Annotated in this window: 28 protein-coding genes; all 28 read left to right on the forward strand. The window is 50.5% G+C overall.

Annotation, left to right across the window (positions count from 1 at the left end):
- The first annotated feature begins 9 nt into the window (after positions 1-9).
- The 28 genes from JFN88_RS17100 (at position 10) to JFN88_RS17235 (ending at position 26,532) form a co-directional block, all read left to right on the forward strand.
- Complete coding sequence (locus tag JFN88_RS17100; RefSeq protein ID WP_199020520.1) at positions 10-1,266, forward strand: SPOR domain-containing protein; 1,257 nt, start codon at positions 10-12, stop codon at positions 1,264-1,266.
- 62 nt (positions 1,267-1,328) lie between these two features.
- Positions 1,329-1,571, forward strand: a complete 243-nt coding sequence (locus JFN88_RS17105) for a DUF4321 domain-containing protein (RefSeq protein WP_199020521.1) — start codon at positions 1,329-1,331, stop codon at positions 1,569-1,571.
- Positions 1,572-1,631: 60 nt separating this feature from the next.
- The gene (locus JFN88_RS17110) at positions 1,632-2,240 is read left to right on the forward strand and encodes a Maf family protein (RefSeq protein ID WP_199020522.1); all 609 of its coding nucleotides are present in this window, start codon (positions 1,632-1,634) and stop codon (positions 2,238-2,240) included.
- 27 nt (positions 2,241-2,267) lie between these two features.
- Entirely contained in the window at positions 2,268-2,957 is a 690-nt protein-coding gene (gene radC, locus JFN88_RS17115; RefSeq protein ID WP_199020523.1) for a RadC family protein, read from the forward strand.
- A 44-nt stretch (positions 2,958-3,001) separates the two neighbouring features.
- Positions 3,002-4,036 carry a rod shape-determining protein gene (locus JFN88_RS17120; protein WP_199021279.1) on the forward strand — a complete coding sequence of 345 codons (1,035 nt, stop codon included), beginning with the start codon at positions 3,002-3,004 and terminating at the stop codon, positions 4,034-4,036.
- 286 nt (positions 4,037-4,322) lie between these two features.
- Positions 4,323-5,189, forward strand: coding sequence for a rod shape-determining protein MreC (gene mreC / locus JFN88_RS17125; RefSeq protein WP_199020524.1), 867 nt, complete (start codon positions 4,323-4,325; stop codon positions 5,187-5,189).
- Positions 5,186-5,722 carry a rod shape-determining protein MreD gene (mreD, locus tag JFN88_RS17130; protein ID WP_199020525.1) on the forward strand — a complete coding sequence of 179 codons (537 nt, stop codon included), beginning with the start codon at positions 5,186-5,188 and terminating at the stop codon, positions 5,720-5,722. The genes mreC and mreD overlap by 4 nt, the downstream gene beginning before the upstream one ends.
- A 138-nt stretch (positions 5,723-5,860) precedes the next feature.
- Positions 5,861-6,523 (forward strand): septum site-determining protein MinC, encoded by a 663-nt coding sequence (locus JFN88_RS17135; protein ID WP_199020526.1) that lies wholly within the window; start codon positions 5,861-5,863, stop codon positions 6,521-6,523.
- 3 nt (positions 6,524-6,526) lie between these two features.
- On the forward strand, positions 6,527-7,318 hold the full coding sequence (gene minD, locus JFN88_RS17140) for a septum site-determining protein MinD (protein ID WP_199020527.1): 792 nt from the start codon (positions 6,527-6,529) through the stop codon (positions 7,316-7,318).
- A gap of 7 nt (positions 7,319-7,325) precedes the next feature.
- On the forward strand, positions 7,326-8,474 hold the full coding sequence (locus JFN88_RS17145) for an FtsW/RodA/SpoVE family cell cycle protein (RefSeq protein WP_199020528.1): 1,149 nt from the start codon (positions 7,326-7,328) through the stop codon (positions 8,472-8,474).
- 264 nt (positions 8,475-8,738) lie between these two features.
- Positions 8,739-9,743: a M23 family metallopeptidase gene (locus tag JFN88_RS17150; RefSeq protein WP_199020529.1), complete on the forward strand. Its 1,005-nt coding sequence runs from the start codon at positions 8,739-8,741 to the stop codon at positions 9,741-9,743.
- Positions 9,736-10,614 (forward strand): M50 family metallopeptidase, encoded by an 879-nt coding sequence (locus JFN88_RS17155; protein WP_233167988.1) that lies wholly within the window; start codon positions 9,736-9,738, stop codon positions 10,612-10,614. Before JFN88_RS17150 ends, JFN88_RS17155 begins: the two co-directional genes overlap by 8 nt.
- Positions 10,615-10,654: 40 nt before the next feature.
- Positions 10,655-11,896 carry an Rne/Rng family ribonuclease gene (locus tag JFN88_RS17160; protein WP_199020530.1) on the forward strand — a complete coding sequence of 414 codons (1,242 nt, stop codon included), beginning with the start codon at positions 10,655-10,657 and terminating at the stop codon, positions 11,894-11,896.
- A 166-nt stretch (positions 11,897-12,062) separates the two neighbouring features.
- Positions 12,063-12,374: a 50S ribosomal protein L21 gene (gene rplU, locus JFN88_RS17165; RefSeq protein ID WP_199020531.1), complete on the forward strand. Its 312-nt coding sequence runs from the start codon at positions 12,063-12,065 to the stop codon at positions 12,372-12,374.
- Positions 12,375-12,386: 12 nt separating this feature from the next.
- Positions 12,387-12,722: a ribosomal-processing cysteine protease Prp gene (locus JFN88_RS17170; protein WP_199020532.1), complete on the forward strand. Its 336-nt coding sequence runs from the start codon at positions 12,387-12,389 to the stop codon at positions 12,720-12,722.
- 16 nt (positions 12,723-12,738) lie between these two features.
- Complete coding sequence (gene rpmA / locus JFN88_RS17175) at positions 12,739-13,050, forward strand: 50S ribosomal protein L27 (RefSeq protein WP_199020533.1); 312 nt, start codon at positions 12,739-12,741, stop codon at positions 13,048-13,050.
- 268 nt (positions 13,051-13,318) lie between these two features.
- Entirely contained in the window at positions 13,319-14,059 is a 741-nt protein-coding gene (locus tag JFN88_RS17180) for a Spo0B domain-containing protein (RefSeq protein WP_199020534.1), read from the forward strand.
- A 28-nt stretch (positions 14,060-14,087) separates the two neighbouring features.
- A complete protein-coding gene (obgE, locus tag JFN88_RS17185) occupies positions 14,088-15,413 on the forward strand; it encodes a GTPase ObgE (RefSeq protein WP_199020535.1) in 1,326 nt (441 codons plus the stop codon).
- A 171-nt stretch (positions 15,414-15,584) separates the two neighbouring features.
- On the forward strand, positions 15,585-16,022 hold the full coding sequence (locus tag JFN88_RS17190) for an ACT domain-containing protein (protein ID WP_199020536.1): 438 nt from the start codon (positions 15,585-15,587) through the stop codon (positions 16,020-16,022).
- A 23-nt stretch (positions 16,023-16,045) separates the two neighbouring features.
- The gene (locus JFN88_RS17195; RefSeq protein ID WP_199020537.1) at positions 16,046-17,332 is read left to right on the forward strand and encodes a homoserine dehydrogenase; all 1,287 of its coding nucleotides are present in this window, start codon (positions 16,046-16,048) and stop codon (positions 17,330-17,332) included.
- A gap of 46 nt (positions 17,333-17,378) precedes the next feature.
- Entirely contained in the window at positions 17,379-18,356 is a 978-nt protein-coding gene (thrB, locus tag JFN88_RS17200; protein ID WP_199020538.1) for a homoserine kinase, read from the forward strand.
- Positions 18,353-19,216, forward strand: coding sequence for a prephenate dehydratase (pheA, locus tag JFN88_RS17205; protein ID WP_199020539.1), 864 nt, complete (start codon positions 18,353-18,355; stop codon positions 19,214-19,216). Before thrB ends, pheA begins: the two co-directional genes overlap by 4 nt.
- Positions 19,217-19,447: 231 nt before the next feature.
- Positions 19,448-21,310, forward strand: a complete 1,863-nt coding sequence (locus JFN88_RS17210) for a LysM peptidoglycan-binding domain-containing protein (protein WP_199020540.1) — start codon at positions 19,448-19,450, stop codon at positions 21,308-21,310.
- 157 nt (positions 21,311-21,467) lie between these two features.
- Positions 21,468-22,112, forward strand: a complete 645-nt coding sequence (locus tag JFN88_RS17215) for a BofC C-terminal domain-containing protein (RefSeq protein WP_199020541.1) — start codon at positions 21,468-21,470, stop codon at positions 22,110-22,112.
- 132 nt (positions 22,113-22,244) lie between these two features.
- Positions 22,245-22,748: a crossover junction endodeoxyribonuclease RuvC gene (gene ruvC / locus JFN88_RS17220; RefSeq protein ID WP_199020542.1), complete on the forward strand. Its 504-nt coding sequence runs from the start codon at positions 22,245-22,247 to the stop codon at positions 22,746-22,748.
- Entirely contained in the window at positions 22,745-23,353 is a 609-nt protein-coding gene (gene ruvA / locus JFN88_RS17225; RefSeq protein ID WP_199020543.1) for a Holliday junction branch migration protein RuvA, read from the forward strand. The genes ruvC and ruvA overlap by 4 nt, the downstream gene beginning before the upstream one ends.
- A 16-nt stretch (positions 23,354-23,369) precedes the next feature.
- The gene (ruvB, locus tag JFN88_RS17230) at positions 23,370-24,398 is read left to right on the forward strand and encodes a Holliday junction branch migration DNA helicase RuvB (protein ID WP_199020544.1); all 1,029 of its coding nucleotides are present in this window, start codon (positions 23,370-23,372) and stop codon (positions 24,396-24,398) included.
- Positions 24,399-24,444: 46 nt separating this feature from the next.
- Positions 24,445-26,532 carry a SpoIID/LytB domain-containing protein gene (locus JFN88_RS17235; RefSeq protein WP_199020545.1) on the forward strand — a complete coding sequence of 696 codons (2,088 nt, stop codon included), beginning with the start codon at positions 24,445-24,447 and terminating at the stop codon, positions 26,530-26,532.
- Positions 26,533-26,536: the final 4 nt, after the last annotated feature.

The following is a 26,536-nucleotide window of genomic DNA, read 5'->3' on the forward strand; positions in this document are numbered from 1 at the left end:
GAGAGTGGGATGAACTCAAAAGCCCGGATTACCTTTCGCTTTGATAATCAGGGAAATGCGCAGCAGGGCCGGAATGAAACACCCGGATCGGAATTTTCGCTTGTCGGCAATGAAGAGAATTTAGTGAAGGATGGCCATTCGGCAGTTTCCCGCTATCATGAGGAGTTTCCCTTTACGGAAAAGAGCAACTCCTCTGAAAGCCCCTTCCAGGATAACCCCGAAGCGCTGGGAGCGCTTATTCGGGAAGCGGACGGCAGGGCGCCGGCTCCTATAGATTTGGGGGAACAGATAACAAGTGAATCTTCATATCTCTCCCGAATTCCAGGCCGGATTGACAAAAGAATCTCCGATAGACGCAGGAAAATCATCATTGATGTTAAGGATGAGCATTCCCCTTCGATTCGGCATACGGATAAAGGACCATCCTGGTTCAAGGTTGCAGTCTCGGTTACTGGAGCAATTGCTACGGGAGCTTTGTTCGGTTATCTGATTCTCTCTTTATTCGCCGGACAAAATGCATGGCAGAACAACGAAGCGAAGATACTCGCTGTGTCCGATCCACCGACTCCGGTTGCCCCTCCATCTGTTAACAGACCTGCGTCTGTAATCGGCGGCCCGGAGAATGCGGAAAACGAGACTCCAAAAACTGCGGTTCAACTGAATCGCCCGGAAACAAATTATTACATACTCCAATATGGAGTGTTCAGCAGCCAGGAAGGCATGCAGACAGCACTCTCCCAGCTTGACCAGCGCGGAGTGGCCGCGGCTTCCAGCTCAGTGGACAAATATCGCGTCTATGCGGGAATCGCCAGCGGCAAAGCTGAGGCCGCCAAACTTGCGGAACTGCTTGACGGGCTGAATGTATACATTTCCCGGCTGACGGTCCCTGCCCTTACCGAAGTTGCTTTCCAGGGGGACAGTGCGCTTCTGGAAAATTTTCTATTAGAGACCGACCAGTTGATAAGTACGTTCAGCAGCGTGACGAATGAACAGCTTCAAAAGGAGCAGCCTCAGCGCTTTGACGGTTCCCCATGGAAAACGATTCATCAGAAATGGACGGGCCTTGCCGCAAAGCTCAAGCAGCAACTGCCTGAGAATGGAAAAAAATCTTTTGAACAGATGGTTCAATCCCTGCAGACGATTGCAGCGGCCTTGGGAGAATTTGATAAAAACCCTGCCCGCTCTTATATGTGGACTGCCCAAAGTGAGTTGATGGAGGCTGTTCTGGCGCAAAAAGATTGGATTGGGAGTATTCGCACATTGTAATAGCTCACTAACCAACGTATAATTGAATTCAGGTGTCAAAATATGGCGAGGGAAGTTGGAAGATGAAGAAAAACGGTTGGTTGCTTCTACTGTTTATCGGATTGGGTCTGGTCGGGGGATCTTTGCTTGCGCAATGGCTCAAAGAAGTGCCAGGCCTGTCTTTTCTTACGCGAACGACAAATTTGACATGGTCTCCGGCTGCGGATTTGGTTGTTTTCAGCTATGATCTGACTTTAAAGATTGAGGTCAGTCTGCTAAGCATATTGACTGCGGGTGCAGCTATATGGCTGTATCGCAAAATGTAAAAGCCGGCTTTTCCGGACACCATCCGGAAGTGTGGCTGAGCTAATTAAGGAGATGGCTGAATGAAAAGGCAAAAAATCATTCTCGCTTCCTCTTCTCCGCGGCGTCAATCCCTTCTGCAATCGTTAAATTTAACTCTTCCAGTGCAAATCATGGCTTCTAATGTCGATGAGAGTACACCGGATGACTGGTCTCCGGCGAAGATTGTAGAGCAGCTTTCGCTCCGCAAAGCCAGAGCAGTCAGAGAGCTTCTTGCCTCGGACAAGCAGGATCATCAAGGGAGCCTGATTATCGGTGCTGATACAATTGTTGTGCTGAACGGAGAAGTAATGGGCAAACCCCGTGATGAAGCGGATGCCCGGCGTATGCTGGGGCATTTGCAGGGGAGAATACATGAAGTGTATAGCGCTATTGCCTGTGTTGACTTGCTAACCTCGCGTGAGGTCGTATCCCATTTGGCAACTCGTGTTCACATGAAGCCGCTCGACTCCTCACGGATCGAGCGGTATGTCGCGTCAGGGGAACCAATGGATAAGGCTGGAGCCTATGCGATTCAGGGACTTGGAGCTACGCTTGTCGATCACATCGATGGCTGTTATTTCAATGTTGTAGGTTTGTCCCTGTCGCTCTTGTCGGACATGCTGCTGGAGTTTGATATCCAAGTCATTTAAATTTATTTGCCGAAGGCAGGGAAAGCGATGCATATACAATCTGTAGTCATGCGTGACGTCCCGAGTGAAGACCGACCTAGAGAACGCATGGTTCAAAATGGAGCGCAGGCGCTCAGTCACGCCGAATTGCTCGCTATCTTGCTTCGTACAGGCACAAGGCAGGAGTCGGCCGTCCATTTGGCTGCGCGCATACTGCGGGAGTGCGGAAGTTTGCATAATCTTGTTGATATGAGTCTTGAAGAACTCACTAAAATAAAAGGGATTGGCACCGCCAAGGCCCTCCAACTTAAGGCAGGAATTGAGCTTGGACGTCGTCTCTCAAGAAGTACGCAAGAGGAGAGAATGACGGTTCGCAGTCCTAAAGATGTCGCGGATCATATGATGGAGCAGCTGAGGTATTTGAAGAAGGAGCATTTTGTCTGTCTGTTTCTCGATACCAAAAACCGCGTGATTGCGGAGGAGACACTGTCTGTGGGAACGCTGAACGCTTCGCTTGTGCATCCCAGAGAAGTGTTCAGAGCGGCGATCAAGTGCAGCAGCGCTTCGATCATCTGCGTACATAATCATCCGAGCGGGAATCCGGCTCCAAGTCCGGAGGATATCCAAATGACCAAGCGGCTCGTTGAAGCGGGCGAACTGGTAGGCATTGATGTACTCGATCATATTGTAATCGGCGACCTTCAATATACAAGTTTGAAGGAGCAGGGTTTCATGTAATATAATTAAGAGGTATTGTCGTGATGACAGAAAGGAAGATTAACATGTTTGGTGGCTTTACAAAAGATCTGGGCATTGACCTGGGAACGGCAAATACACTCGTCTATGTTAAAGGAAAAGGCATTGTAGTCCGTGAGCCTTCTGTAGTCGCCCTCCGTACGGATACCAAGACGATCCAAGCTGTTGGCGAACAGGCGAAGAAAATGATTGGCCGTACGCCGGGAAATATTCGTGCTGTGAGACCGATGAAGGACGGCGTTATTGCTGACTTTGAGACCACTTCTACAATGATTAAATATTTTATTCGGCAGGCCCAGAAGCAACGTTCACTGTTTCCGCGCCATCCGAACGTTATGGTTTGCGTGCCATCCGGCATCACTGCGGTAGAGAAACGCGCTGTTGAGGATGCAACCAAGCAGGCGGGAGCACGAGAGGCTTATACAATCGAAGAGCCGTTCGCCGCGGCGATCGGTGCCGATCTTCCGGTTTGGGAGCCGACTGGCAGCATGGTCGTCGACATCGGCGGCGGAACGACTGAAGTTGCGGTTATATCGCTTGGAGGTATCGTAACCAGCCGCTCGATCCGAATTGCCGGTGACGAGATGGATGAAGCGATCATTCAGTATATCAAGCGTACGTATAATTTGCTGATCGGGGAGCGCACGGCGGAACAGCTTAAGATGGAGATTGGCTCTGCCCTGGAAACGGACAAGAAGGAAGCTATGGAAATCCGCGGAAGAGATTTGGTTACCGGCTTGCCGAAGACCATCTCCATTACATCGGATGAAATTACCGGGGCGTTGTCGGATACCGTGAATGCGATTGTGGATGCGGTAAAGGTTACACTGGAGAAATGTCCGCCGGAGCTGTCAGCTGATATTATGGACCGCGGAATCGTTCTGACGGGCGGGGGCGGATTGCTCCGCAATCTGGACAAGCTGCTGGCCGGAGAGACTGGCATGCCTGTTATCGTAGCAGAGAATCCGCTGGATTGCGTAGCGATTGGAACAGGCAGGGCGCTAGATAATATTCACTTGTTTAAATCCAGAAATGGCTCGTCCTCCCGCTTTAAAAAATAGCAGGCTACTGCCAGCACTTAGATAAGTTAAACGAAAGAATCGGAAGTCGAGTAGCCAGAGTGTGAAAGGATTCTCGAGAAGCGAAGCGATGGCCTTTGTTCACAGAACAACAGCGATCGGAGGAACCTTTCACACGGCCTATTCGGAAGTCATTCATTAAACTTATTTAGTTCCTAGTGTAGGAGAGTTGGCGGTTTTATTTGGGACCTATATGACCGGGACAGCCGTACTACGGAAAAAGGAAAACGGATGATGAAGTAGGCGGGTGATTTAGCTGTTCAAGTTTATGCGGAATAAAAGATTGTTCCTGATGTTGATCGGGCTGATTCTTTTTGTGGCGATTATGGGTTTTTCCCTTAGTGACCGGAAAAACCTGTCATGGCCAGAAAAATTTATTAATGACTCCGTAGCACTGCTGCAATCCTGGCTTTACAAGCCCGCTGGTTATATGGCGGGCTTGTTTGAGGATATTCGGACTATGCGGCACCTCTATGAAGAGAATGAGCAACTCCGCACTACGGTTGCCCGTTATGCGAGAGACAGGAGCACTTATAATTATTTGAAGGAAGATAATGATTACTATAAATCCGTGCTTCAATTCACAGAAGCGCAGAAAAACCAAAATAATTATGAATATCTGATTGCCCAGGTAATTGCCGCGAATCCTGACGCCTATAACAAAACGTTTAAAATCAATCGCGGCTCGAAAAATGGAATTCAAAAGGATATGGCGGTAATCACGATTGACGGATTGGTTGGCCTTGTTAGCGAAGTCTCCCCGATTACTTCCACGGTCATGCCGATCACCGAATTGAATGCGCAATCTTCTTTCGGTTCCAAGAAGATCTCCGCTACGGTAAGCGGTAAAGATTCGTTCGGGATTGTTGAGAGCTACAACAGCGAGACAGGACAGCTGATGATGAGCAAAATTGCCGAGGATGACCCGTTGCAAGAAGGGGACATGGTGATCACGTCCGGTCTCGGCTCTGTTTTCCCGCGGGGGATTGAAATCGGCAAGGTCAAATCGAAGCAGGTAGGGGATTTCGGTCTGACCTATACCGCTTATATTGAGCCTTCGGCCAAACTGGACAAATTAAGAGAAGTACTGGTTGTAAAGGTCCCGGATCCTGAAGCGGAGGGCCAGAAAGAATGAAGCTTCATTGGATTATTCTGATTATGTTTTTCCTGTTCCTGCTGGAAGGGACAATCGTAACCTGGCTTATTCCTACTGGGTGGACGCACAGGCTGATCCCGCATTTTGTGTTCGTGTTTGTGCTGTTTGCTGCAATGTATGCTGGCAGGCATGTGGCGCTTTTTCTTGGCCTTGCCTTCGGAATGCTTCAAGATATTGTGTTTTATGGCCATATTATCGGGATTCATTCTTTTTCCATGGGACTTTGTGGTTATTTGGCCGGATTGCTGCTGGAGTACAGGCGTCCACCGATGCTGACAGCCATCTCCGTAATCGGCATGGGTTGTTTGCTTCTGGATACGGTGGTGTTTATGGTCTATACCGTATTTCAAATTAACAAACAGCCTTATGTCTGGGCGTTAACCCATCATATCTTGCCGAGTCTGTTTTTACAGTTGATCTTTGCCTTGATCTTGTATATACCGGCACGGCGATGGTTTGAAGGAGCTTTTCGCAAAAACTCAAAAGAAGAGAACGAGCAAGCCCAGCTATAAAGCTGAGTCGGCCAACAGGGAATTGGAATTTCAGTAGATTCGGGAAAGTAATCAAAAGGAATTCTCGATTTAACAAAAAGTAAAAGCAGGATTCCAAAGGCTGCGGAAAGAATTGTTTAAGGTGGAGGTGGGAAGTTCGTGACGGAGAAGCAGCATATTACAATTAAAGGAGTCAAGGAGGGGCTGCTCTTCCTGTTTGACGATCAATGCGAGTTTTCAATTTTGCTTGATGAACTTCAAAACAAGCTGGAGAAAACCCACCTGCAAGTATTGACCGGTCCGCTCATTCATATTCATGTCAAGCTTGGCAATCGCCTGGTGACAGATGAACAGAAGGAACAGATTCGAACCATGATTCGCCAGCGTGGGAATCTGCTTGTTCAATCAATAGAATCGGCAGTGCCGGAGACCGCGCAGAACAAAGAGGCTGTCGAGCTGAAAATTATATCCGGTATTATTCGCTCTGGACAAACCTATGAACATGATGGCAATTTGGTGCTTATGGGCGATGTTAACCCGGGCGGAACTTTATATTGTACGGGCGATATATATGTGCTTGGAGCGCTCCGGGGTATGGCGCACGGCGGAGTGGACGGCAGACAGGATGTCATCATTGCGGCATCGCTGCTCAAGCCTACCCAGCTTCGAATTGCCGGGGTCATCAGCCGTCCGCCAGATGAATGGGTATCTGGGGATGCTGCAATGGAGTTTGCCTGTTTGAAGGAAGGCCAAATGCAGATCGATAAAATTACGCAGTTATACCGTTTACGCAAAGATCCGATCGTGTTTAAAGGAGTGTAGGGCATGGGAGACGCGATAGTAATTACATCAGGGAAAGGCGGAGTAGGGAAGACGACGACCTCCGCCAATGTCGGAACAGCGCTTGCTCTGTTGGGCAAAAAGGTATGTATGGTAGATACCGACATCGGCCTGCGAAATTTGGACGTGGTGATGGGGCTGGAAAATCGGATTATATACGATCTGGTTGATGTTGCGGAGGGAAGATGCAGGCTCAATCAGGCGTTGGTGAAGGACAAGCGCTTTGATGAGCTTTATATGCTCCCCGCGGCGCAAACCAAAGACAAGCATGCGGTTAGTCCAGAGCAGGTCAAAGATATCGTCATGGAGCTCAAACAGGAATTTGACTTCATCATCATCGATTGTCCGGCGGGCATCGAGCAGGGGTTCCGAAATGCGATTGCCGGTGCTGACCGAGCGATTGTCGTGACAACACCTGAGAATGCAGCTGTCCGTGATGCGGACCGGGTCATCGGCCTGCTGGAGCAATCGCAAATCTCGGCTAAATTGATCATTAACCGTATCCGTCCCACGATGGTCAAAAGCGGAGATATGCTGGACATCGATGAAATTTGCCAGGTGCTGGCCATTGATCTGCTCGGCATCGTCCCTGATGATGAAAAAGTCATCAAGGCTGCCAATACCGGCGAACCTACGGTTATGGACCCGTCTTCCAAAGCGGCTATCGCCTATCGGAACGTTGCCAGACGGATATTGGGGGATATGGTCCCGCTCATGTCGCTTGAAGACAAGAGCGGTGTATTCAAACGCTTCAGGAAGTTTTTAGGGATAGGATGATAAGCCCTTGCTAAACAAACTGAAAAAGCTCGACTGGAGCATAATAATCATCTTGATTTTGCTTATGATTATTAGCTTCTTTATTGTCCGCAGTGCGACTGTCGGTTTTGGGGAGCGGTATGAGAACTACGATATCAGGACGCTGCTGTTTTTCGCTCTCGGATTTCTGGTCATTATATGTTCGGTATTCATTGACTACCGCTTGCTGATGAAAGGCTGGATTTATCTCTATGTCCTGGGTATTGGGCTGCTTGCCGGAGTCTACTTTTTCGGAATAGAGATTAATGGGGCCAAAGGATGGTTCCAGTTGCCCGGCGGATTGCTTTTTCAGCCGGCAGAGTTCATGAAGGCGCTCCTGATTATTGTACTGGCAGTATTTATGGGCCGAAGGCAAGGAGACAGACTGACGTTTTTGGGAGATTTGCTCCCTATTGGGCTGATTACATTCGTTCCCTTTCTGCTTGTCATGGTTCAGCCTGACCTGGGGAACGCTATCATCTACATTTTCATTGTGCTTGGCATGTTGTGGATTGGCAATGTCAAGTATTTGCATGTATTGATCGGACTTGTTATTGTGGTCGCTTCCCTCGTGTTATTTGTCAGCTTGTTTAACACTTTTAATACAGAGATTAAAGATTATCTAATGGAGAAGAAAAAAATCCACTGGTATGAGCGGATCAATACGTTCATTAATCCCGAAACTGCAAGCGACGCTGCGAAATATCAATCGGATAAATCGCGGATTGCCATTGGCTCGGGCGGACTGACCGGTGATGGTTATATGAAAGGCCAGTCCAAAACGCGTGGAATGATTCCTTACCCGTATTCGGACTCCATTTTTGTCGTAATCGGAGAAGAATTCGGATTTCAGGGCGCAGCGGTGCTGTTGCTGCTGTATTTCCTGCTCATATACAGGATGATTATTATCGCCTTCCAGTGCTATGACCGGCGAGGTTCCTATATCATTATCGGAATCGTATCGATGTACGTCTTCCAAATATTCCAAAATATCGGGATGATGATTGGGCTTATGCCCATTACCGGTATTACCTTGCCGTTTATTAGTTACGGAGGAACTTCCCTTATTCTGAATATGATGTGTATTGGCCTCGTGTTCAGCATTAAAGCGCATCAGGAGAAATACGAACTGGATTGATTACAAGTGCTGCCCTGCAAGTTCAAGGGCAGTACTTTTTTTTTATAAATGGCTTATATTTCTCCGCGAAACGAAGTTTTTGCCCGTCAAAGGACGGCAAAGCCGGTTACGCTTGCTTCAATCCGTCTTGAACCTCTGGCGAGGAAACGCTGCGAACGAGAGCTGTTATTTCTCATAAACAAGCCCTTCCTATCATATAAATGAGTATACAAACTGTCAGGAACAGGTACATACTCTGAGTTGAATAATTTGGGGGGCCACGATATGGAAATCAAAGATGCAATCAGGCAGCGCCGCCAGGAACGGATGCGCAACATTCAGCAAACAGATATGACGGGGGGCGGGCCAGCGGGAATAAAACCTCATAATGAAAAGTGGAAGAGTAAGGATGGCCAGCGTGCAGTCCATTCTTCTCGACCAGCTGTTCACTCAACTGAGGAGCATAGGCATTCGGCAAATAACGGAGTTTCACCAGAGCCAAAGCCTGACCAAAATATTTTGTCTTCCGCAGACGGGGAAAACGTGAGAGACCCCGAGCGCATGTGGAAGAGTAAGGGAGGCGGCTGGAGAAACTGGGAGGTGACCCCTCGGACTTATGAAATGCCCTCAACTGCCGGGGGCGGACCGCCGAATGATGTTGGCCCAAATTATTCGATTTTGCGCAAGGAACTGCTGATGAAGTTGATGCTTAGCCTGATCCTGTTTGCCGGGGTATGGGGTATGTTTCATCTGGACAGGCCATGGGCTATTGAAGGTCAACGCCTGGTGCGGGATGCCCTGACGCAAGATATGAACTTTGAGGCTGTTGCCGTCTGGTATGAGAATACATTCAGCGGTTCTCCCGCTTTTATTCCCATCTTCGGGGACAGGCAGCCGCAGGCCCAGAAGGCGAGCGGAAGTATTAAGGAAAGCACCGTATTGCCTGTAGCGGACGGCATTATTGTCCGCAGCTTCGCAGAACTGTTAAACGGGGTGGAAATCGCATCATCATCAGAAGGAGGAGCTGTCTACGCCGCACAGACCGGAAGAGTGCTGCTTGTTTCCGGCAATGGGCCGGAGCATACGGTGGTCATCCAGCATAGCGGCAAGCGGGTGACCATCTATGGGCAGCTCTCGGAAATTTCAGTCGCTCAAAATGATTGGGTAGAAGCGGGGGATACAATTGGCAGCGTGAAGCCGGGGACAGCCGAAAGCTCCAGCCTGCTGTTTTTCGCCGTGAAGGAAAACGACCATTATGTCGATCCTGCGGAAGTGATCGCATTTGAATAAGCTGCTTGGCATTCGCTGGTCTGTCCATCCTTTGTTTGTTCTGATCATGATGGCTTCAGTCATCACTGGCTATTTTCTGGAATTGCTTACCTTATTCGCACTTGTATTCGTGCATGAACTGGGCCATGTATTCGCTGCCAGAGGCTTTGGCTGGCGAATTCGGGAAGTCAAGCTTCTTCCATTCGGCGGTGTTGCTGAGACAGAGGAGGCCGGCTATCTGCCAGCCAGGGAGGAAATCATTGTTGCGCTGGCTGGCCCGCTGCAAAACCTGTGGATGGGTCTGACCGCCTGGGCGCTGGGAGAGCTCGGTCTGATCACCCCAGTATGGGCCTCGCACCTGATTCAAGCCAATTTGATGATCGGTCTATTCAATCTGCTGCCAGTACTTCCGCTTGACGGGGGGAGAATTGTACAAGCGTGGATGAGCTGTCGCCTGCCTTACCATGTTACGCTCGTATGGGGAGCCCGTATTTCTCTGCTCGCCAGCGCTTTGATGATCATCTATTCCTTGCTTCCTTATATGAACGACGGGGGAATTCAAGTAAACCTGTTGGCAATCGGCATTTTCCTGTTTGCTTCCAACTGGAGCTATCATCGCAATATCCCTTTTATTTTTGTCCGGTTTTTAATGCACAGGGAAGGTTGGGCGGATCGATACAGGGAGCGGGAAAAGCTTGCCCAGCCGATTGTTGTTGCCGGACATCATACTATTCAGGGCACGCTGCGGCGGCTGGTCAAGGAGAAATATCACCTGATTTATGTTATGGGAATGAAGGGTTCGGTTGTAACCGTGCTGCCGGAGGAGCAGGTAGTCAGCAATTTTTTGATGCATGGAAAACCTGGAAGTGCAGTCGCGGAGCTTTTTAGGTAAAATGGATTCAGCAACCAAAAAAGCGGGTGATTGGTGTTCTATGAAGCAAATGCTGATTCGCTGCCAGGAGCAATTGACGCAGACGGCGGTTTTGGAAAACGGACAGTTAACAGAATTTTATATGGAAGAAACGACAGGCAGACATCTAGTAGGCAATATTTATAAGGGACGTGTTGTTAATGTACTCCCAGGCATGCAGGCTGCATTCGTCGATATCGGACAGGGCAAGAACGCTTTTCTGTATGTGGATGATCTGCTTCCGCCTCATCTGGAGCAGCAGCCCAAGGAAAAGCCGCCCATTGCGAGCTTGGTCAAGCCTGGGCAAACAGTGATTGTACAAGTGAGCAAGGAAGCCCTTGGCGGCAAAGGCGCACGGGTGACAACGCATTACGCTCTCCCCGGGCGCTATCTCGTTTACATGCCGCTTGCAGGTTATATCGGCGTTTCCAAAAAGATTGGCTTTGAGCAGGAGCGAGAGCGGTTGAAGCAATTGGCAGGCAGGCTCAAGACCGACGAGGAAGGTGTTATTCTTCGTACGGTCGCCTCTGAGATAAGTGAACAGGAACTCCATGATGATCTGCTTCAACTGAGGTCTGAATGGCGGGAGATCAGCTCAGGGGCAAACGATGCAGAGGCGCCGGCCGAGCTGCATTCCGAAGCCGGATTCATGCAGCGGATGGTGAGGGACCTGTTGAATGCGGAGCTGGACGAAGTGTGGATTAGCCGTCGACAGCAATACGAGGAGGCGGTTCGTCATGCCAGTCTGATGGCGCCTCAGCTTAAGAGCCGCATTCGCTTTTACAACCATAACGACGCCGAATTGTTCAGAAAGTTCGGGGTGCAGGATCAGCTTGAATCCGCGTTCGGCAAGCGGGTTCGTCTTCCGAGCGGCAGCGACCTTGTATGGGAGCAGACCGAAGCGCTAACCGTAATCGATGTGAATACCGGCAAGTATACCGGTCATCTTGATCTGGAGAACACCGTGTTCAGGACGAATATGGAGGCTGCGTTCGAAATTGCCCGGCTGCTGCGCCTCCGGGATGCTGGCGGCATCATCATTATTGATTTTATCGATATGGAGCTGGAGGAGCATCGTGAGCAGGTGAAGCGTGAGCTGGAGAAACTGACCGCCAGAGATCGGACAACCTGCCATGTGGTCGGCTGGACAAGGCTTGGCTTGCTGGAGATGACGCGCAAAAAAGGAAAAGAAAACGTCGAGAGCAGGCTCTATGAAACATGCGGCGCCTGTCAGGGCAAAGGAAAACTGCTGCGCAGTTTTTAGTACAGCACTTGAAAACTATACACTGTTGTGATAAACTCTTCTAGTATGTGTCTAGTGCTTTTGGCTATACATGTGCTGTAACCGCTCCGATCGGGTTGAAGCGCGGCAGAGCAATTTGCGGCCACCTGAATTAGGCGAGTCTTGGACATGAGGAGGTGCACCAACTATGTACGCAATTATCGAAACTGGCGGCAAGCAGTACAAAGTTCAAGAGGGCGATGTTCTTTATATCGAGAAGCTCGAAGTGAACGAAGGCGACAGTGTAACGTTTGATCGTGTATTGGCAGTATCCAAAGGTGAAGGTCTTGTGACTGGAACCCCTGTGGTTGCTGGCGCGAGCGTATCCGCTACTGTGGAAAAACACGGTAAAGGACAAAAGATCATCGTTTACAAATACAAAGCGAAAAAGAACTACCGTCGCAAGCAAGGTCATCGTCAACCTTACACTAAAGTAACGATTGGCAAGATCCAGGCTTAAGAGGTACTTCTTATGATATCGGTTTATATTGTAAGACGAAGCCCGGACCGCCGAATTATGCGTTTTTCCATTGAGGGACATGCTAATTTTGCAGACCGTGGCAAAGACATTGTATGTGCCGGTGTATCCGCCGTATCGGTAGGAGCTGTGAACTCGGTCGAAGCACTTGCAGGCGTTCAACTTCCGGCCTCCATGAAGGACGGATGGCTGAGTTCCGATGTGCCCGAGGAAGCAGATGCTGACAAGGATGCCAAGGTACAGCTCTTGCTTGAATCAATGGTCGTTATGCTGGACAGCATACAACAATCCTATGGCCGTTATGTGGTCATTCGGGAACAATTATTGTAAAAAGGGAGGGATACCCATGTTGCAACTTAATCTTCAACTTTTCGCATCGAAAAAAGGGGTAGGTTCGACAAAGAACGGACGCGACAGTCACTCCAAGCGTCTTGGAGCCAAGCGTGCGGACGGTCAAACTGTAACCGCAGGAAGCATTCTTTACCGCCAACGCGGTACTAAGATCCACCCAGGCAACAATGTAGGCATCGGTAAAGATGACACTTTGTATGCAAAAATCGAAGGCGTAGTTAAGTTTGAGCGTTGGGGTCGTGATCGCAAGAAAGTGAGCGTATATCCGGTTCCAGCCGCAGCAGTAGCTGCTGCTGTTGAAGCTTAATAAGCTTGAACGTAACCCCGGTCCTGTCAAGGGCCGGGGTTATTTTTTTGAAAATATAAGCATTTATAAAGTTCCTTTTGTAAATGAGCTGATATTTCACCATGAAACGAAGTTTTTGCCGTCAAAGGACGGCAAAGCCGTTTACGCTTCCAGGGAGGCGGGGGAACGCTACGGGGTAAGCTTTCCCCGTGCAGCTTTCAGGATGAACTTTGTCCGAGGCCATGCTATACTGTAAAAGGCTGGGAGTAATCAACTTATAAGATGGGAGATGATTTGCATACAATCGTTGAAAATTGCCGCAGCAGTATCAGTCATCATTCCTGCGGTTACGCTATGGTTATGGGAGGGACATTTTTGGACGCTGCTCTTATTTGTCGTCTGGGTCGCTGCTGCAGCTTATTGGATTGTGAAGCTCGACAGAAATGAACAAGCGAAGAAACTAGAGAGCATCACCCGCCATCTGCAGGAAACATCGATTCAGACTTTGAATCATCATCGACATGATTGGATGAATGATTTGCAGGTCTTATACGGATATATTCGGATGAACAAGCCTGACAAGGTGACCCATTTCGTCGATAGGATCAGGGAACGGATGAGCGGAGAAAGCGCCAACTCCAAGCTCGGTGATCCGGCCCTTGTCTTTTATATTCAGTCGCTTCGCACGATCGCTTCTGCGTTCCATGCCAGGGTAAGCGTGGAGGGGGAAGTGAACGTTGCTCATCTCTCGGCAGGCGGGCAACAGCTGTCCCGGGTGCTTATCGGCCTGATTGAGCTTTACCGGGAAGAGGCCGAAGCCATCAAAACCGATCTAGTTGAATTACAGGTTATGATAAGGAAGCATGGGGAAGCACTGGAAGTTGAATTCACTTATGACGGTGAGGCTGACATGACTCGGCAAACGATGGAGAAGATCAATAATCTGATTGCGGAAAGTCCTTTACGCCGCACAGATAGCGACATGACTATGAAGAATGTGAAATGCATGGTAGAATTTTCGAAGGGATAAGCTTTTTGGACTTGAATGGAGGAACAGCATGTTTGTAGATAAAGCGAAAATTTTCGTAAAGGGCGGTAATGGTGGGGATGGACTCATCTCCTTCCGCAGAGAGCTTTATGTTCCGGAGGGCGGACCTGCCGGCGGAGACGGGGGGCGCGGCGGGAATGTCATATTCCGTGTAGACGAGGGACTTCGCACGCTGATGGATTTCCGCTATCAGAAGCATTTCAAAGCCCCGCGCGGGGAAAAAGGCAAGGTAAAAGGAATGCATGGCGCGGGTGCGGATGATATGATCGTCCGGATTCCACCGGGTACTATTGTTGTCGATGAGGATACAAATGAAATTATTGCGGATTTGACGCGTCAGGGTCAGGAGATTATTGTCGCCAAAGGCGGACGCGGCGGACGCGGGAATATGCGTTTTGCAACGCCAAGCAATCCGGCGCCTTATATCTCGGAGAATGGAGAAGAGGGCCAAGAGCGCTGGATTACGCTGGAGTTGAAAGTCATGGCGGATGTTGGCTTGGTTGGCTTCCCGAGCGTCGGGAAATCGACGCTGCTGTCTGTCGTTTCGGCTGCACAGCCGAAAATCGGCGCCTACCATTTCACGACCCTGACCCCGAACCTTGGCGTGGTCGATGTGGGCGATATGCGCAGCTTCGTAATGGCGGATTTGCCGGGACTGATCGAAGGGGCGCATGAAGGTGTTGGCCTCGGTCATGAGTTTTTGCGTCATGTCGAACGGACTCGCGTCATCATCCATGTTGTGGATATGGCGGCTTCTGAGGGCAGAGACCCTTATGAAGACTGGATCAAAATCAACGAGGAACTCGTTCAATACAATGAGAAGCTTGCTGATCGGCCGCAAATCATTGCCGCCAACAAGATGGACATGCCTGATGCGGAAGACTTCCTGGAGATGTTCAAGCAGCAGCTTAAGGAGCATCATGGAGACAGAGAATATGAGATTGTGCCGATCTCCTCGCTGACCAAACAAGGCATTCAGGAGCTGCTGTACAAGGCGGCTGATATGCTCGATGCCATTCCAGAGACGCCGCTAGTAGAGGAAGTCAAAGAGACGGAAGAGCGGAAGGTATTCAAGTATAGCAAGAGGAAAGATGAGGCTGACTTCACGATTCACATTGAAGAAGATGTATACGTGGTGGAAAGCGAGAATATCGAAAAGTTCATGCAGCGCCACAATTTGAATTCTTATGATGAGGTCATGCGCTTTGCCCGTATCATGCGCAAGATGGGTGTCGATAGTGCGCTACGCAAAGCTGGTGCGAAGGACGGGGATCTGGTGCGGATCGGTGACTTCGCGTTTGAGTTCTTCGAAGGCAGCGACTACATTTTCGAATAGGCCTTGGCAACAGCCGAAAGCTAATACCGAGCCTTATATACAAGGGAGGCATTCTCTTAGGGAGAATGCCTTTTTGCTGTGATGCCCAAAACAACCTATTGCGGGACTCACGGGTTTGCGATATAATGTCCACTATAGTTATACACTTGTCTTTTACAGGAGGACGGTTTGATGGCAGACCGTTATTATGTCGTTCGTGAAGATATTTTGCCTGAAGGTATTGTCAAGACAATTCAGGTGAAAGAGATGCTGCGCAAAGGGGAAGCGGCAACTGTGAATGAGGCCGTAGAGCGGATTGGACTGAGCCGCAGCGCTTTTTACAAGTATAAGGATGCCATTTCGACCTTTGACCAACTGGACCGTGAACAAATCGTCACCATCTCTATGGATTTGCAGCACCGGTCGGGTATATTGTCCAAGGTACTTGGCCTTGTGGCAGGTTTTGAGGGGAATGTCCTGACGATTAACCAGAGCATTCCGTTGCAAGGGCTTGCCAATGTAGTGATTACGGTGGATACGGCATTAATGAATAAGTCACTTACCGAGCTGTTGCAATCGATTCGCGCCCAGGATGGCGTAAGCCGGGCATCAGTGATCGGGCAGGGATAGAATAGTAGGTTGGAGGAGAGCGAATGAAACCAGTAAAGGTAGGTCTGCTGGGTCTGGGAACTGTAGGAACAGGCGTTGTGCGTATTGTAGAAGGACATCAAAATGATCTGCAAAGTCAGACTGGCTCGCCGATTGTCATTGAGAAAATTTTGGTGCAGAATAAAAGCAAAGCCCGCTCGATTCAAATTGATTCGTCCAAGCTGACGGAAGATCCTTACGATATTGTACATGATCCCGAGATTGATGTTGTCGTAGAAGTGATGGGCGGCATTGGGAATACGAAGGAATACATTCTTGAGGCTTTGTCTCGCGGCAAGCATGTCGTAACGGCCAATAAGGACCTGATGGCGCTGCATGGTCCGGAGATACTTGCCAAGGCAGGGGAGAATCGCTGTGATGTGTTGTACGAGGCGAGCGTAGCAGGCGGAATTCCAATCATCCGAACGCTGATTGAAGGCTTCTCTTCAGACCGCATTACAAAAATTATGGGTATTGTGAACGGCACAACGAACTATATTTTGACGAAAATGAGCCAGGAAGGCGCTTCGTACAGCGAAGTGCTGAAAGAAGCGCAGCAGCTCGGCTACGCCGAGGCTGATCCGACCTCCGATGTGGAGGGGCTGGATGCGGCGCGTAAAATGACGATCCTCTCTACACTTGGTTTCCGCACGGACGTTGCTCTGGAGGATGTGAGTACAAAAGGCATATCCGCAGTCAGCAGCGAGGACATCGCGTATGCGAAGCGACTGGGCTATGAGCTGAAGCTGCTCGGTATTGCCACCAGCCAGGATGGTTTCATCAGCGTGACCGTAGAGCCGACCATGGTGAAGAATACGCATCCGATTGCCTCCGTAAACGGCGTATTTAATGCAGTGTACGTATATGGCGAGGCGGTTGGAGAGACGATGTTCTATGGTCCGGGAGCGGGCGAATTGCCGACGGCTACCTCTATTGTAGCCGATCTTGTGGCAGTAGTGAAAAACCTGCGTTTGGGCATCAATGGCCAGCACGCGGTCGGCACATACAAGGAGAAAAAGCTGAAAACAGACGAGCAAATTTCCAATAAATATTTTCTGCTGCTGCACGTGGACGACCGTGCAGGCGTGCTCGCCCGCATTACACAGGTATTCGCTGAATTCGATGTTAGTTTGGAGTCCGTACTCCAACAGCCGAATCCTAACAATCCGGATGCGGAAATTATCGTCATTACTCATGATGCGAATAAAGCAGCCATGAAAAGAGTGCTTCATGCATTTGAATCTCTTGATGTCATTCGCAAAGTGAAGAGCGTCTACCGTGTAGAAGGTTAAGCTAAGCCGGGCGGACGTGGATGATGTTTTTGGAAGGAGAACACACATGGATAACCGTCGGATTATTGTAAAAATTCCGGCCAGCACAGCAAATTTGGGACCAGGTTTTGACACGCTTGGAATGGCGCTATCTCTTTATGCATGGATTGATATGTCTATCGCCGATGAAGAGACAGAAATTGAATTGCTTGGGAACGGGATGGAATCCATTCCACGGGATAAATCGAATTTGCTTTATAAAGTGGCCCAGCTTGTATTCAAGGAAGCGGGACTGCCGGAGCAGGAGCTTAACATTGCCATGTACAGCGATATTCCGTTGACTCGCGGCCTTGGCAGCAGCGCCTCGGCAATTGTCGGCGCGCTGGTCGCAGCTAATGCGCTGGCAGGCTTCCCACTAACGGAGCAGCAATTGTTTACCATCGCCACTCGTCTGGAAGGTCATCCGGATAATGTGGGCGCATCGTTGTTCGGGGGCATTATTGTTGCTGCCTGGGATGGGGATCGGGTCGACCATATTCGTCTGGAGCCGCCTGCAGGAATTGATATGCTCGTCGCAATCCCGGATTTTCATTTGGCGACCGAGAAGGCTCGTCACGCACTGCCGCAGCAGTATAGCAAGCAGGATGCGGTATACAATATCAGTCACAGCTCTCTGCTTGTCGCCGCGCTTGCATCCGGGAGAATCGACCTGATTCGCTATGCGATGAAGGACCGTGTACACGAACCATACCGGGCGGCGCTTATTCCGGGAATGTCGCAGATACTTCGTGATGCGGGAGAACACGGGGCAATCTCAACTGCATTAAGCGGAGCCGGACCGACGCTGCTGGCGCTGATCGAATCAGATAGCCAACGCAAAGATGAATTAGAGCGCTTCCTGCTGGATACATTGGGAAATGAAGGGGTCGAGGCGAAGTCTGTTTGGCTGAAGCCCTGCCTGACTGGACCTGAGTTGCAGTGGTTGGACGGACCGACCGGAGAGATTTCACTCATGGAGTGGATTAAAGGAGAAGTAAAGGCATGATAAGCGTAGCTTTATTACCAGAAGGCAGTACTTCGGACGAGGCGGCACAATATTTGTTTGCAGGAGCCGAGGTGAAATGGAACTATTACAAGCCGATCGCAGATGTGTTTTTATCCACTGCCGGAGGGAAGACCGATTACAGCGTCATTCCAATTGAGAATACGATAGAAGGTTCGGTAAGCCTGCATCTGGATTGGCTGGTTAATGAGGTCGAGTTGCCGATTCAGGCAGAGTGGGTGTACCCCTCTATTCAGAATTTGATTGGGCACAGCGATGAATTGAAGCATCCCGACGGAACGCTCGCTAGAGAGCGGATCGTCAAGGTGCTTAGCCATCCGGTTGCGCTCGCCCAATGCACCCAATATTTGCGGGAGCATCTGCCTCATGCCGAACTGGAGCAGATCAGCAGTACTGTGGAGGCGGTCCGGCTTGTGAAAGAGAATCGGGGCGCGGGCTGGGTTGCTATCGGCACTCAGGCGGGAGCAAGGCTGCACGGGCTCGATGTATTGTCTCAAGGTGTGACCGATCATAGCAATAACTATACAAGATTTTTGCTTGTGGGCAGCAAGCCGTTTGAGGCTCGCGTCTCTGACGTGAGGAAGACAAGCGTTGTGATTCATTTGCCAGAGGATTATCCGGGTGCCCTGCACCAGGTGCTGTCGGCTTTTGCATGGCGGCGCATTAACCTGTCCAAAATTGAATCCAGACCGACGAAGAAACGGCTTGGCAATTACTATTTCACCATTGATATTGAAATGCCGATTGAATCTGTGCTTTTGCAATCCGCAATCAGTGAGATTGAAGCGATCGGGTGTCAAATCCGCGTTCTTGGCTCTTATCCCAGCTTTTCCTATAAATAATGGAGATGCAAGGACTAATGGCTGTGTCGGAATTCCGTCAAATTGTAGAAGTAGACGGTGTGAAAATCGACTAACCCAGGACATTTGTCCATCCCGCAGACCAAGTCTGCGGGATTTTTTTTACAGTTTAGTGGACATTGGCCTATCCGCTGCATAGGATGTAAAGATCAATGGTCAGCAGGTGTCGATTCATGTCCTGCAAGCCTAGAACGTGATAGGAGGTTAATGCGAGTGAAAATCCATGTTGTCAAGCAAGGCGAATCCCTGTATACAATCTCCCAGAAATACGGGGTGCCACTCGATGAAATCATTAAGCTGAACCCGGGAATTGCAAATCCCAACGAAATTGATGTTGGACTTAAGGTGAAGATCCCTTCTGCCGTAACTACAACTCCTCACAAGCCAAATGAAGTGGAAATCCTTCATCAGCATGTCGTTAAGCAAGGGGATACGCTTTGGAAGCTGTCCAAGGCATGGGGCGTTTCCCTAAATGAAGTAATCAAGGCCAACCCGCAGCTTAAAAACCCGAATGCGCTGCTTGTCGGGGAAATAGTCAACATTCCCAAAGAAAGCTCAGGGGAAAAGGTTTGGCCTGAGTCGACTCAAAGCGAAAATCAAAAACCCAACACCGCCGTTCAAAAGGTATCGACAGAGCAAATTGTGAAGTCGAAGAAGGAAGAAACTGCGCCAATTGCAGTTCCAACACCAACACCGCTTCCAGAAAAGGTTAAGAGCGTAGAAGTCGAGAAAAAAGAAAAGAAAAAAGAAGAAATAAAAGAAGTGAAAAAGGAAGCCCCTGTTCATATAGAAAAAACGCCGAGTGCTGATTTATTCAAGCAAAAGGAAATTCCGGCGGTTGAAGCGCTGACTTCTTATCCGTTGCCGAAGATACCCCAGATCGTCTCACCGGCAGTAACCCATCATGGTTATGCGGTTCAGCAGCACTCCGTCAATGTGAATATCGGACCGGCAAATGTCGTGCCTAATATTTCTCCAAATGTTTCTCCAGCAAGCACATCGCAAAAATGGTCATCGTATGCCTCGCCAGCAAACGTAACGCCGAACTGGTCACCGAACGTCTCACCATCAAGCGTAACGCCGAACTGGTCGCCGAATGTCTCACCGTCGAGCGTCTCGCCAAGCTGGTCGTCGTATGCCTCTCCGGCAAGCGTAACGCCAAATTGGTCTTCGAACGTCTCACCATCAAGCGTAACGCCGAACTGGTCGCCGAGCGTCTCACCATCAAGCGTAACGCCGAACTGGTCGCCGAGCGTCTCACCATCAAGCGTTACACCAAATTGGTCTTCGAACGTCTCACCGTCAAGCGTAACGCCAAATTGGTCGCCGAATGTCTCACCGTCAAGCGTAGCGCCGAACGCAGCGCCAAATGTTTCGCCTGTTAGCGTATCACCTAATTCAGCACCGAACGTCTCGCCATCGAGCGTAACGCCGAATCAGCCGCCTAACATTTCACCCGCTCAACTTGCACCTGTCTACTATGGCCCCCAGGCCTACTCGTCATCGTTCCTGCCTTCACAGTCGCCGTATCAGCATGAATGGCCGCATGCATCTCATGCGGACGTCTGGGGAAGCTATTCGCCATTTGCGACAAGTCCTTTCCCAGACGGCGGATATGCAGCTTCACCATATGGAGACTATTCTTATCCATCGCAAATTGGGGGAGCGTCCACAGAAGCCTATCCTTATCCAGCCGGAGGCTATGGTTACTCTTCCCACCCGGCGCTTTACACCCATGCACAGGGAGGTTTCCCGGGCTTTGATACAGCGGTGAGTCCGGCGGAAGGATGGAACTATCCGGCACCAGGTTATTATGCAGGAGCTTCTGTAAGTCCATATTCTTCTTATCCGGTGAAGGAGTCGGCAGCGGGTCATAAGAAGCCATGCAATTGCGGCGGTGACAAGCGAACGGATGAGCAGGAGAATGCCGCGACCAGTACCGTAAAAGCGGCCGTTGCACCCAAGCGCAAAAGCAAAGCGCCAAAAAAGGCAGCCGTGCGAAGTGTTTCAACGTCCTCCAGTTCATCCCGTGAATCTTCGCGTTCGCGGAAAAACCACCCCTGGATCAATCGATAGCAGGTGTAATCCACAACCCGACTGACCCCCGTACGCTCATAATACGTGCGGGGGATTTGTCATGTCCTCTTAATTTTGCATTGCGACGGGTTCCAGTTCTGTGCATAATCCCCAGTCCCCGGGGGGATGCTACAAAAAAACAAAAGGGGACATCCGTATGATGGAATTCAGCTTATGGAAAAAGCTCAAGAGACGGCTGCGCAAACGCAGAAAGCCATTATGGACTTTAGGCGGGATACTTATTATGCTCCTGCCGCTGCTGGCTGCGCCGCAAGCTTCCACAGCTGCTGAGCTTCGGATGGAGGATTATAATTACGCCCCCGCCAGCCTCATTGAAGCGCTCCAGAATCAACACGAAGAACTGGAAGTACTGCTTAAGAAGGAATATGTATGCGGGGAGGAGTTCAGCCAGCTTGGGAGGATGAATGTCCGTTCAATCATAGAGCTGCTGGGCAAGCATCCGGCATGGACAGCCCATTTGAATGGTCAAGCACAAGTGGTTATGGTCGAGTACATTCAAGATTTGTCCGATGCATGCAAGCAACATGCTTTCATGAGTTTGGATAAAGACGGCAACCTGTCGCTGTTCGATGGTCCACCAGCCAAAGAAAAAGTCATGCGCACCTTTTTTCAGCTCGATATGAGCTATATGGAAAGCAGCCTTCCAAAGGAACAGGTGCAGGCGCTGGCTGACGGGATTAAAATTAATGACCTTGACGACTACAACAGCATGCTTTCCGCATACAGTGAGTTTGCGGTCAGAGAGCCCGCCAGTAGAGGGGCCATGAAAAGAAGTTATTAACTCGAAAACGGACAATGCTGCTTTAGCGGTATTGTCCGTTTTTTTCGGCGCTTGTTCTCATTCGTACGAACATTTGCTATAATGATAGATAGCTTTGTGTACATAGTGCTTTGTATGATAGGAGAGGACGTATTGCGTGTACTAGGAATAGATCCGGGCATAGCAATTGCCGGATTCGGATTTGTCGACAAGGTAGGGAACAAGCTGGTTCCAGTGCAGTACGGAGCCATTCAGACGGAAGCCCATACCCCTCAGGAGACAAGGATTTTACAGATCTACGATTCGGCCTGCGCGCTCCTGGACCGTTATAAGCCGGACGCCATGGCGGTGGAGAAGCTGTTTTTTAACCGCAATGTGACGACGGCTTTTGCCGTTGGTCAGGCTCGCGGCGTCATCATATTGGCGGCAGCCCAGCGGGGCGTCCCGATAGCCGAGTACACACCTCTGCAAGTTAAGCAAGCTGTGGTCGGCTACGGGAAGGCGGAGAAGCGGCAGGTTCAGGAGATGGTGAAGATGTTTCTTAAGCTGTCGGTTGTTCCCAAGCCTGATGATGTGGCCGATGCCCTTGCAGTTGCAATTTGCCATGCGCACTCTGCTGTACTGGTGAATAAAATTAACGGGGTGCTAGGAAAATGATCGATTTCATTCGAGGAACCGTTGTCCATTGGGAGACGGAATATATTGTTGTAGATGTGCGTGATATCGGCTACCGCGTATTCACGCCAAATCCGTATTTTTTTCAGCGCAGTGATGAGCCGGTTACCATGTATACGCATCATCATGTACGGGAGGATGCCATTCACCTGTTCGGTTTTGCTACCCGGGAGGAGCAGAAGCTGTTCCGCAAGCTGCTGGACGTATCCGGCATCGGCCCGCGGGTTGCGCTCGGCGTACTTGCTGGTGGACGTCCGGAGACAATTGTGGCGGCCATTCAGCAGGAGGATCTTAATTTTTTGACGAAGCTGCCCGGGATAGGCAAGAAGACGGCGCAGCGGATGGTGCTGGATCTGAAGGACAAGCTCGGGGCTACGGTGGAGACAAGTTTGCGCGCTGCTGCAGAGGTGTCGGGCGCAGGCGAAGGCCCTTCTGCGTGGAGCGAGGCACGGGAGGGGCTTGCAGCGCTTGGCTATACGCAAGCTGAGCTTGATCGGGCCTGGCAGGGGCTGAAGGATTCGGTGACGGCTGAGGAATCGGTCGATTCTTTGATGAAGCGTGCGCTGCAATGGCTATTTAAGGGCTGACGGGAGGTAAGGCAGAATGGATGAAAGAATTATATCCGCCAATCTGATGATGGATGATCAGGCGGTTGAGTTAAGCTTGCGCCCCCGGTATTTAGCTGAATATATCGGCCAGTCACGTGTGAAGGAGAATTTGAAAGTCTATATTGAAGCCGCCAAGCTGCGCAAGGAGGCGCTGGACCATGTGTTGCTGTACGGCCCTCCAGGGCTCGGCAAGACGACGCTCTCCAATATTATCGCTAATGAGCTAGGCGTCAATTTGCGGACGACCTCAGGGCCGGCTATCGAGCGGGCAGGCGATCTGGCAGCGATTCTGACGAATTTGCAGGAAGGCGATGTGCTGTTCATTGACGAGATTCATCGGCTTCATCGGACTGTAGAGGAAGTACTGTACCCGGCAATGGAGGATTTTGCGCTAGATATTATGATTGGGAAAGGTCCGAGCGCCCGCTCGGTGCGGTTGGATTTGCCGCCGTTCACACTGATCGGAGCCACGACAAGGGCAGGATTGCTCTCAGCGCCTCTGCGCGACCGCTTTGGCGTTATGAGCCGCCTGGAGTTCTATACGGTGCCGGAGCTTGCCTATATCGTCTCCAGAGCTGCGGATATTTTGGAAGTCGAGATGGTTGGCGAGGCGGCGGAGGAGATTGCGCTGCGCTCCCGAGGGACGCCGCGGATCGCCAACCGCTTGCTGAAGCGGGTCAGGGACTTCGCCCAGGTGCGCGGAGACGGGATTATTACGAACCAGCTGGCTTCCTCAGCGTTGGAGCTCATTCAGGTTGACCCGCGAGGGCTGGATCAGATCGACCACAAAATGCTGCAAGCGATGATCACAAGCTTCCGCGGAGGACCGGTAGGATTGGATACGATTGCCGCTACAATCGGCGAGGAAGGGCAGACGATTGAGGATGTGTATGAGCCTTACCTCATGCAAATCGGCTTCCTGCAGCGCACTCCCCGCGGCCGTGTCGTTACCCCGAAAGCATACCGCCATCTGGGGTTGCCTGTGCCGGGGGAAGCATCTGGGAGTGACGAAACAGGAGGATAAACTTAGCTCTCGAACAGGGATGAATCGTTAAGGAGGCATGCTGATTATGCGTAAGTTCACGTCAGTCCTGGCCGCAACGGTTGCAATAGCGGTCATGCTGTCGATATGGCCTGCCGGGGAACGGTCTGCGGCAGCCGCCGAGAATGTTCGGGTAGGCATCTATCTGAATCTTCCGGGCAAATACACGACAACTATGCCTGCTGTCACATTAAGCGGCACCCAGCCCTTGTCGGTTGGGATGAGAAATCCTTCAGGCGCTGAAGCTTGGACAACGGTAGAGCCGGGGAGACTGGCCCGTTTTACGTTGGATGATTATAAGGTAAAGCTTGGAGAGACGGCTGATTTTCAAACTGCATTAAGCTGGCTGAATGTTTTACAGCAGAGTACGAATGCGGCTTTGCTGACTTCTACCAGCAAGTCTGGCAAGACCATTTATCAGGTTACGGAAGGCTCCTATGCCACGGAGGCGCAGGCTAAGGCTGGCGCAGCCAAGTGGGGAGGCAATGCTGTACTGACCAAGCTGCTTGGACAGAACAAAATTTCGATCATGGGTCCTTACCATCTGGAGGCAGGTCCTTATGCATCACTGGCCGAGGCGAGAAAGGTTCTGGCTGACGCCGGCTCTGCAGGGGTCGATGCCTATATCGCCTTGAAAAAGCCGCAGGGCGTCAGTCCGCTTCAATACTATATTCATGTTGGGGCTGAGACAAGCCAGGCTGGACTTGGACCAATCAGGGCAAAGGCCGAAGCGGTGTTTGGCAAGCTGGCTGTTGCCGGTACGGATGCCTACTTGCAGCTTCGCGACGATTATACCGTCTCCAAAAAAGCCGGAACGGCGGCATCGTTGTTTCTTGTCCCGGGTGGTGATGCAAAGGCATGGGTAACTACGGCCGAGGACAGCACGATCAAGCTGTCCGAGCGTTCCGAGAGAACATACCGCGGCAGCTTTGAGCTCAGCTCGTTTAACGACAAACTGGCGGTTATCAATGATCTGCCGATAGATCACTATCTGTACGCGGTTGTAGGGGGAGAGATGCCGGCATCCTGGCACCCCGAGGCGCTCAAGGCACAGGCAGTTGCCGCTCGAAGCTACGTAAGGTACCAAGGAATAGGATTCCAGATCGCAAATGTCGTCGACAGCACGCTCAGCCAGGTTTATGAAGGAACGAGCAGGGAGACCGCTTCGACCATTCAGGCAGTGGACGCCACCGTAGGGGAAGTGCTGACCTATCAAGGCAAAGTGATTGAAGCGCTGTTTTCGTCCAATGCGGGAGGAATGACGGCGGACGGCAAGGAAATTTGGGGCAATGATGTTGCCTATCTAAAATCGGTGAAAAGTCCTGACGATGTATCTGAGAAAGGTCTTTATTATTGGTACCGGGTTACGCTGCCAAATGGCAAAGTCGGTTATGTGCGGGAAGACCTTCTAGAGGATACAGGCAAGAAGACGGCAGCCGGCAGCGCGATTATGCGCATCAAGGAGAACGGGACGAATATAAGACCGATCCCGCTCATTCAGACTAACGTCAATCCGGTAGCTAAGGCTGATTCGGGGACGAATGTAATTGCACTGGAGAAGGTTGTCCAATCGAATGAAAACAACTGGGTCAGAGGGCCCTTTACCTCGGATCAACTGCTCGAATCGTTGAAAGCACGGGTACAGACCCCGATCAGCGGTTCAATTCAATCGCTTAAGGTGACTGCAACAGGCCCATCCGGGCGTGTGACTGCAATCAGCATCAACGGCAAGACAGTGGATATCCGCTATCCAGATATGCTGCGATCAGCACTGGGTGGCCTTCCAAGCACACGCTTTGAGGTGGATGAGACGGCCAGAGTGACGGTTCATGGCAGAGGCGATGCAAAAAAAGAACGCTCTGGCACAGAGCAATTATATGTGGTCGGGGCTGACGGACAGACGAAGGCTTTGAACAGCGAGAACTTTTTTGTCATGAACGGATCAGGTACGATTCGAACAGCGACAAAAGCCACCTCATACCGATTTACAGGGACAGGCTTCGGACACGGACTGGGCTTATCCCAGTACGGCGCCAAAGGCTTGGCGGAACAAGGGTATGACTATCAATCTATTTTGAAATACTATTATAAAGATATCACTATAGTTAAGGAATGACACC

The sequence above is a fragment of the Paenibacillus roseus genome, assembly GCF_016424485.1.
In the GTDB taxonomy this organism is placed as follows: domain Bacteria; phylum Bacillota; class Bacilli; order Paenibacillales; family Paenibacillaceae; genus Paenibacillus_D; species Paenibacillus_D roseus.